Origin of the sequence: uncultured Legionella sp., from assembly GCF_937871865.1 — a bacterium.
GTDB lineage: Bacteria > Pseudomonadota > Gammaproteobacteria > Legionellales > Legionellaceae > Legionella.
In genome coordinates this window covers 1-7,083 of the sequence record NZ_CALMPD010000038.1, presented here as the reverse complement: position 1 = coordinate 7,083, position 7,083 = coordinate 1, and the positions used below count along the sequence as shown (strand labels likewise).

Sequence of the window (7,083 nt, the reverse complement as noted above, 5' to 3'; positions counted from 1 at the left end):
AAGAATTTTAATGAGTTTTAGTTAGGAGGCAAGGTGCTGTGCGTAAGGTGAGTTACTAACACTTTGACCTCTCCTGACTGGTTTAATGTAGCCGCATTCCCTAAAGCGGAATTTAAAGCAACAGAATTTAAGCAACTTGATGATAAGACCTATGAAGCCAATGGGGCTTTGACGATTAGAGATAAATCAGCACCCGTTACTTTAAAATTTACTGCAGAAGAGTCTCCAAAAAATCATGCAGTGGTTATTGGAAGTGCGACGATTAAACGAAATGCCTTTGGAGTCGGGCAAGGTGAGTGGGCGAGTACTGATGAAATAAAAGACGATGTGATTGTAAATTTTAAAATATCGGCAAATCGAAAAATGTAACAAATCAAATTCAGCTGATGTTAATGACATACTGCGTTAACATCAGCTGAATTGCGAATCTATTTGAGAAAAAACTGCAGGACAAAATATCTCAATTGTTCAAACCGAGCTGCTTTATCCTCGCTTATAGTTGGAAGAATAGTTTTGTTTTTCTGTTTCTATTGTACTTTGGGCTGTATCAAAGAAACCAATTATTGTGTTGTTTACAGGCTTATTTGTTCGAACAGGCTCTTGGTTCTCCTGCTTTTGTTCTGGTTTATTATTTGCTTTCCATGGATTAGGTGTTGTAGACGCAGCGTTATTTTGTGAGGCTATATTTTTTCTTTTTTCAAAATCCTTTTCTATTGATGTAATAATGGGTGCTACATTGTCCCATATTTTTTCAGGAATCTTGCTTTTTTGAACAGGCACTTCAATCTTAATAAGAAACTCTAATAAGACTTTTATTGCTGAAATTTTTCCCGAATCTTTGGCTATCAGAGCATTATGGAAGTGGTAAATTGCATACACTAAGGCATTGCATCCTTTATTATCTGATATGGCAACATGCTCAGGATATTCTTGCGCTAATAAACGAAGGATGTTCATGTAATCCTGAGAAAACATTTTTTCAGAATTAAAGTGCCCACATCGCGCCTCATTTTCATTAATCCCATCCAATGCTTTTAAATACCATCGTGCTGTAGAAAGAAAGGGATAATAGTTTTGTTTGTTATGCATTACATATTCATTGCCAGGCTTTTTATGTGCTTCAACGAGGATTTTTACTATGGCGTAATGTCCTCGTGGGCAAGCCCTGTCTAAAGGGAGATTGTCATTATTATCGACAGTGGTTAACTGTTTATTAAAGATTTCTGCTTGTTTTGCAAGATCAATTGTCTTTTTCAGATCGCCAAATAAGGCTGCTTGATGTAGAGATGTGGTAAGGTTTTTTTCTTTTGATAATTGTTCCTTGTTTTTAGCTTTCATGAGCAAGTCCTCGGCGATGATAGAAGCTATAGTATAAATATTCGACATTAAGGGAGTATTAAATGGCTTTATATAATTTAGTGTACGAATACAGCAAATGAGTTGTTACAAAAAAACGGTTAGCCAGAAGCAAAATGCCATTATCTGTTTGCACACAAGCTAAAGTGAATCTATAACTGTACGTAAAATGTGCTGCATGGTGCAACAGATATAACTAAGCTAAACTTTAGATAAGTTGTTTGGAAAACGGCTTCATATGACCGTTGTAAACAAAATTGGTGGAAGTTGCTTACGCTCTGTTGATGATTATCTTAAAGTTAAGAACATCATTACTACTACACCATGCATTTTGGTGGTTTCTGCTTCGTATGGAACTACCAATCGGTTATTAGAGTGTTTGCAACTTTCTGCTGCTGGAAAAGAATATTTGCCAAAATTAAATTTGCTCATTAAATCTCATCAGATGTTAAGCAAAAAAATTGTTCCGGATGTGAGTTTTCGGGAGCTCTTCATCAACGACAAGGAAGACATACTCTCACTTTTGCATAGTGTTTCGTTATTAGGCTCATTTTCTGAAGCACAAAAAAATTGGCTTTTAGGATATGGAGAATATTGGTCCAGTAAATTAATTGCTGGGATGCTGTCTGCACCATGGATAGATGCAGGCCAAATAATTACAGTAGAGTTGCATGAAGAAATTGTAAGCATTGATTGGAATATAACAAAAAAGCTACTGCTTAAAGCACTACTGCATGTCGATGCTCCTGTACTGGTAATGCCTGGATTCGTTGCATGCGATTCGCAGGGACATAGAGCATTATTGGGGTTTAATGGCAGTGATTTTAGTGCTGCAATTATTTCTAAACTGATGAGAGCTGAATGCTTTTATAAATGGACTGATATTGATGGTATTTATACCGCTGATCCCAAGTTAGTAAAATCAGCGTTTGCAATTCCTGATTTAAGTTATCAGGAAGCTTCGGAGTTAGCTTATTTTGGTGCATCAGTACTTCATCCGCAATCGGTGCAACCGGCCATTGAGGCAAATATCCCCATTCATATAAAAAATTTTTATAAAATTGATAATCCAGGTACTGTTATTAGTTCTAATCAGGAACAAACTAATCTGGTGATTAAAGGTCTAAGCTCAATCGCTCATGTAGTATTGATTAATATTGAAGGTACAGGCCTTTTAGGGTTATGTGGCGCTGCCGCACGTTTGTTTCAAGCTTTATCTCGAGGCAATATTTCGGTAATTCTTATTAGCCAGGCCAGCTCTGAGCACTCGATCAGTCTCGTTGTAAAAGCCGAATCAGGGGAGGCTGCAAAGAGACTTATTCAGTATGAGTTTGAATTTGAATTTGCACATGGAGTGGTTCAGTGCATCGACTTAATAGAGCACTGTGTTGTGGTATCTGCCATTGGTGATGGTATGACTGGTACTCCTGGAGTTGCTGCCAAGTTTTTTGAAATGCTTGCTAAAGTAAATATCAATATTTTGGCTATCGCCCAAGGCTCTTCGGACCGTAATATTTCAGTGGTGATTAATGAAGATCAGACACAAAAAGCTTTGCGTGTATTACATGGTGGTTTCTATTTGTCGAGTAAAACTCTTTCCATTGGATTGATTGGTCCAGGGGGAGTTGGAGCAGAGCTGCTATCACAAATAAGGAAAAACAGATTGAGATTGAAACGAGAACTGAATGTGGATTTAAAAGTCAGAGGGCTAATGAATTCAAAAAAAATGCTGATGGCAGAACAATCCGTTGATTTAAGACATTGGCAAGAGAATTTAGACGAAAATGGTATAGTCAAACATCTCAGTGATTTTTTAATACATGTCGCCAGTCCAGAAATTCCACATGCGGTGATCGTCGATTGTACTTCATCCGCGGATATAGCAAAACAATATCCTGAATTTATCCAATTGGGTTGCCATGTTGTTACACCTAATAAAAAGGCGAATTCATCTAATTTCGTCGAATATAAAAAATTAAGAGAGTGCATTAAATTTAATAAGCGTCATTATTTATATGAAACTACTGTTTGTGCTGGTTTGCCGGTATTAAAAACAATACAGGACTTAATGGCTACGGGAGATCGCATTAAACGAATTGAAGGAATAGTTTCAGGTACCTTATCCTATATATTTCATCAATGTGCTAAGGGATTTTCTTTTGCTGACAGTGTGATTCAAGCTTACGAGGCAGGGTATACAGAACCTGATCCCAGAGAGGATTTAAACGGGCTTGATGTAGCAAGAAAGTTTGTTTGTCTTGCAAGGGAGTTGGGTTATGAGCTTGTTTTGAGCGATGTTAAATTATTAAATATGGTGCCTTCTGCCCTGAAAGACGTCTCTATTAACGAATTTTTGCAGCGACTCGTCGAGTATCAGAAACCAATTGAAAACAAAATTAAAAAATTATTAGTCAATCATGCGACAATTGCCTATGTTGGCATTATTGAAGAAGGAAAAATATCCATTCAATTAAATGCATATCCTGCGACTCATCCATTTGCAAATACCACAGGAACCGATAATATATTATTAATTCAAAGTCGGCGGTATGATAAACAGCCATTAATAATTCAAGGTCCTGGGGCTGGAAAAAATGTAACGGCTGCCGGGGTATTCGCAGATCTGTTAAAATTGGCGTCCATGTTATGATGAATCGACTGTCTTCTGTTACCGCTTTTGCGCCAGCAACCTGTGCTAATGTTGCTGTTGGCTTCGATGTTCTTGGTTTTGCTGTAGATGGTGTCGGAGATGAAGTCACTTTAACCCTGTCTGATGAGCCAGGAATTAACATTGAATCCATTATTAGTTCTGAGCGCCTTCCATATGACGTGAGTAAAAATACAGCAACAGTTGTCTTAAGTGAAATGCTGAATTCTTTAAATATGAAACAAGGCTTTAACGTACAGATTAATAAAGGTATACCACTGAGTTCGGGACTCGGTGGATCTGCTGCTAGCAGTGTTGCTGCCTTGACTGCTTTAAACCATTTTTTACTCAAGCCCTTGCATAAAGAGCAATTAATCGAGTTTGCTTTACATGGAGAGCGTGTTGCTTGTGGTTCGCCGCATGGTGATAATGTGATTCCATGTTTGTACGGAGGAATGACTTTAATCCACTCATTTAATCCCATACAGGTTATAAATCTTCCTTTGCTTCCGTTGCACATCATTCTTATTCATCCTCATCTGCGATTAGATACTCGTGACTCCAGAGCCGTATTAAAACAAAATATCAGCCTGTCACTTTTTACAAAACAAAACGCCCGGATGGCTGCTTTTATTAGTGCTTTATATGAGAAAGATTATGATCGGTTAGAATTCTCCATGGTTGATGAAGTCGTTGAACCCACGAGAGCTCATCTTATTCCTCATTTTTATGAGGTGAAATCTGTAGCTTATCAATACGGTGCTTTGGCTTGTTCGATATCTGGTTCTGGTCCAACATTATTTGCTTTGGCTGCTACTTATGAGAAGGCTCAACTTATTGCCGATAAAATGAGCTGGAAATTTAAAATAAATGATATTCAAAGCGATTCCAGAATCGTGTCTTTTTCCGAGTTTGGGGCAAAGGTAATTCATGAAGAATAAATGGCGCAGCACGCGTGGGATGGATGTTGCTCAATTAGATGATGCAATACTCGCAGGATTAGCACGAGATGGTGGATTATATGTACCGGAGCAGTTTCCTGAGTTATCTATAGATCAATTCTATGAGTTTGATAACCTTGTGGATTTTTCCAGAGAGCTTTTGGCTTCCTTTTTTAAAAACAGTAAGCTGGTCATTAATCGTGATTTCTGCCAGGAAGTGTTTCATTTCCCTATGCCTATCACAGGATTAACCGAAAATAGCTATGTTCTTGAATTATTCCATGGTCCAACTCTCTCATTCAAAGATTTCGGCGCCCGATTTTTTGCTCAATGCTTACAGAATCTTGTATCTGAAGTAAAAACCAAGGTTCTGGTTGCGACATCCGGCGACACCGGTAGTGCTGTGGCCAGTGCCTTGCATGGTCGCTCAGGAATAGAGGGCATCATATTATTTCCTAAAGATAAAATAAGCTTAAGGCAGCAGATGCAAATAACCTGTTGGAGCGATAACATTACTGCCCTGGCTGTAAAGGGAAACTTTGATCAGTGCCAACAGTTAGTGAAATCTGCCTGTTCAAAATCAGGTGATGGGGTACGATTAACTACTGCAAACAGTATTAACATCGCAAGGCTTCTGCCTCAAATGGTTTATTATGCTTACTCAAGTATTCAACTGGAAAAAATACATCATGAGACGGTAAATTTTATTGTACCAGGTGGAAATTTGGGTAATGTAACTGCTTGCTATTGGGCACAGACATTGGGCTTTCCTATCAATGAGATTTTAATCGCTAATAATGCGAACAAGGTCTTATCTGATTATTTGTCTTCTGGTATTTATGAGGCAAGACCAAGTATAAACACATTGGCTAATGCCATGGATGTTGGTGATCCGAGCAACCTAGAGCGATTAATCGATCTGTTTGGTGATTTCAATTCATTAGAACATCATCTTAACGCACTGTCTGTCTTTGATGAGGAAATAAAAGAAGCCATTACTGACTGTTATAATAAATATAAATACATCCTATGTCCGCATACTGCAACAGCATATCATCGATTGCAACGGCTTGATTCGGATAAAATCTGGGTTATTGCAGCTACTGCTCATCCGGTAAAATTTAATGACTTGATCGAACCCTTATTAGGGCTAGAAATTCCTGTTCCTGAACAATTAAAAATTATGATGGAGAGAACAAGCACTTATCAAGAGATAGAGGCACAGGATGTTGGATTAAAAAAATATTTAAATTTAGAGCGTTAATTTATACCAAAACTGAGGGACTCTGTGTTATTTCTATTCCTTAATTTCTGACGTTATTGAACATTTTCTGCAGAAAGACCACATAAATTATGTGTCTGAATTAATACGAAAGAATCAACCAAAAACTTTAGGATGTTACCAATTATTATACAAAGTACTATAATTCTAAATGGACATTCAAGGAGATTGCTATGATTCACCCACATCCCAAAACCCCTATCTATAATTTAGAAGAAATTAAGAATCAAGCCAGAAAGTCAATCGATGATGGTTCTGTCACTTCAGACTATCAACTGGACCTGGTGGAAGCTTGCGAGCTTCTAAATGCAGCATTGGCAACCGAAATAATGTGCGTGTTGCGCTACCGACATCACCAGATTATCGCTAAAGGCATTGATAAGCCCCAAGTAGCGGCGGAGTTCCTGGAGCATGCTTTAGATGAAGAGCGACATATGATGATGTTGGGCGAGCGAATTAATCAATTAGGGGGTAATCCTGATTTCAATCCTGCAACAGTTCTTCAACGAACTGCTACCGAATATGGCACTGGCCATGATCTTGCCAAATTAATAGAAGAGGACTTAATTGCGGAACGGATTGCTATTATGGTCTATCGTAAAATGATTGATTGGTTTGGTACTAAAGATTCCACTACGCGGAGAATGCTTGAAGAAATTCTTCAGGATGAAGAGGATCATGCTGATGATTTGGCTGATCTTTTAATTAAAAAATAGTGACGTTTTAAAAAATTATTATACATCTCGACTTTATTTCCAGGTATATGCATCACCGTCGCTGCGAGCCATGGATAGCCGAAGGTTAGGGCGAGTAGTCCCTGGTAGCCTTAGGGCCGGATGTTTTGCCGAAGGCAAAAT

6 protein-coding genes are annotated in these 7,083 nt (G+C 38.2%); 5 read left to right on the top strand and 1 reads right to left on the bottom strand.

What is annotated here, in order from left to right:
* Positions 1–63 precede the first annotated feature (63 nt).
* Positions 64–369: a YceI family protein gene (locus Q0495_RS02295; RefSeq protein WP_298622605.1), complete on the top strand. Its 306-nt coding sequence runs from the start codon at positions 64–66 to the stop codon at positions 367–369.
* Positions 370–483: 114 nt separating this feature from the next.
* Here Q0495_RS02295 and Q0495_RS02290 read toward each other — a convergent pair whose 3' ends face one another.
* A complete protein-coding gene (locus tag Q0495_RS02290) occupies positions 484–1,338 on the bottom strand; it encodes a hypothetical protein (RefSeq protein ID WP_298622603.1) in 855 nt (284 codons plus the stop codon).
* Between the two features lie 256 nt (positions 1,339–1,594).
* On the opposite strand from Q0495_RS02290, the gene thrA reads away from it, so the two are divergent.
* The 4 genes from thrA (at position 1,595) to Q0495_RS02270 (ending at position 6,942) form a co-directional block, all read left to right on the top strand.
* Positions 1,595–4,006 (top strand): bifunctional aspartate kinase/homoserine dehydrogenase I, encoded by a 2,412-nt coding sequence (gene thrA / locus Q0495_RS02285; RefSeq protein WP_298622601.1) that lies wholly within the window; start codon positions 1,595–1,597, stop codon positions 4,004–4,006.
* A complete protein-coding gene (locus tag Q0495_RS02280; protein WP_298622599.1) occupies positions 4,003–4,944 on the top strand; it encodes a homoserine kinase in 942 nt (313 codons plus the stop codon). The genes thrA and Q0495_RS02280 overlap by 4 nt, the downstream gene beginning before the upstream one ends.
* Complete coding sequence (gene thrC, locus Q0495_RS02275) at positions 4,934–6,208, top strand: threonine synthase (RefSeq protein WP_298622597.1); 1,275 nt, start codon at positions 4,934–4,936, stop codon at positions 6,206–6,208. The genes Q0495_RS02280 and thrC overlap by 11 nt, the downstream gene beginning before the upstream one ends.
* Before the next feature lie 191 nt (positions 6,209–6,399).
* On the top strand, positions 6,400–6,942 hold the full coding sequence (locus Q0495_RS02270) for a ferritin-like domain-containing protein (protein WP_298622596.1): 543 nt from the start codon (positions 6,400–6,402) through the stop codon (positions 6,940–6,942).
* Positions 6,943–7,083: the final 141 nt, after the last annotated feature.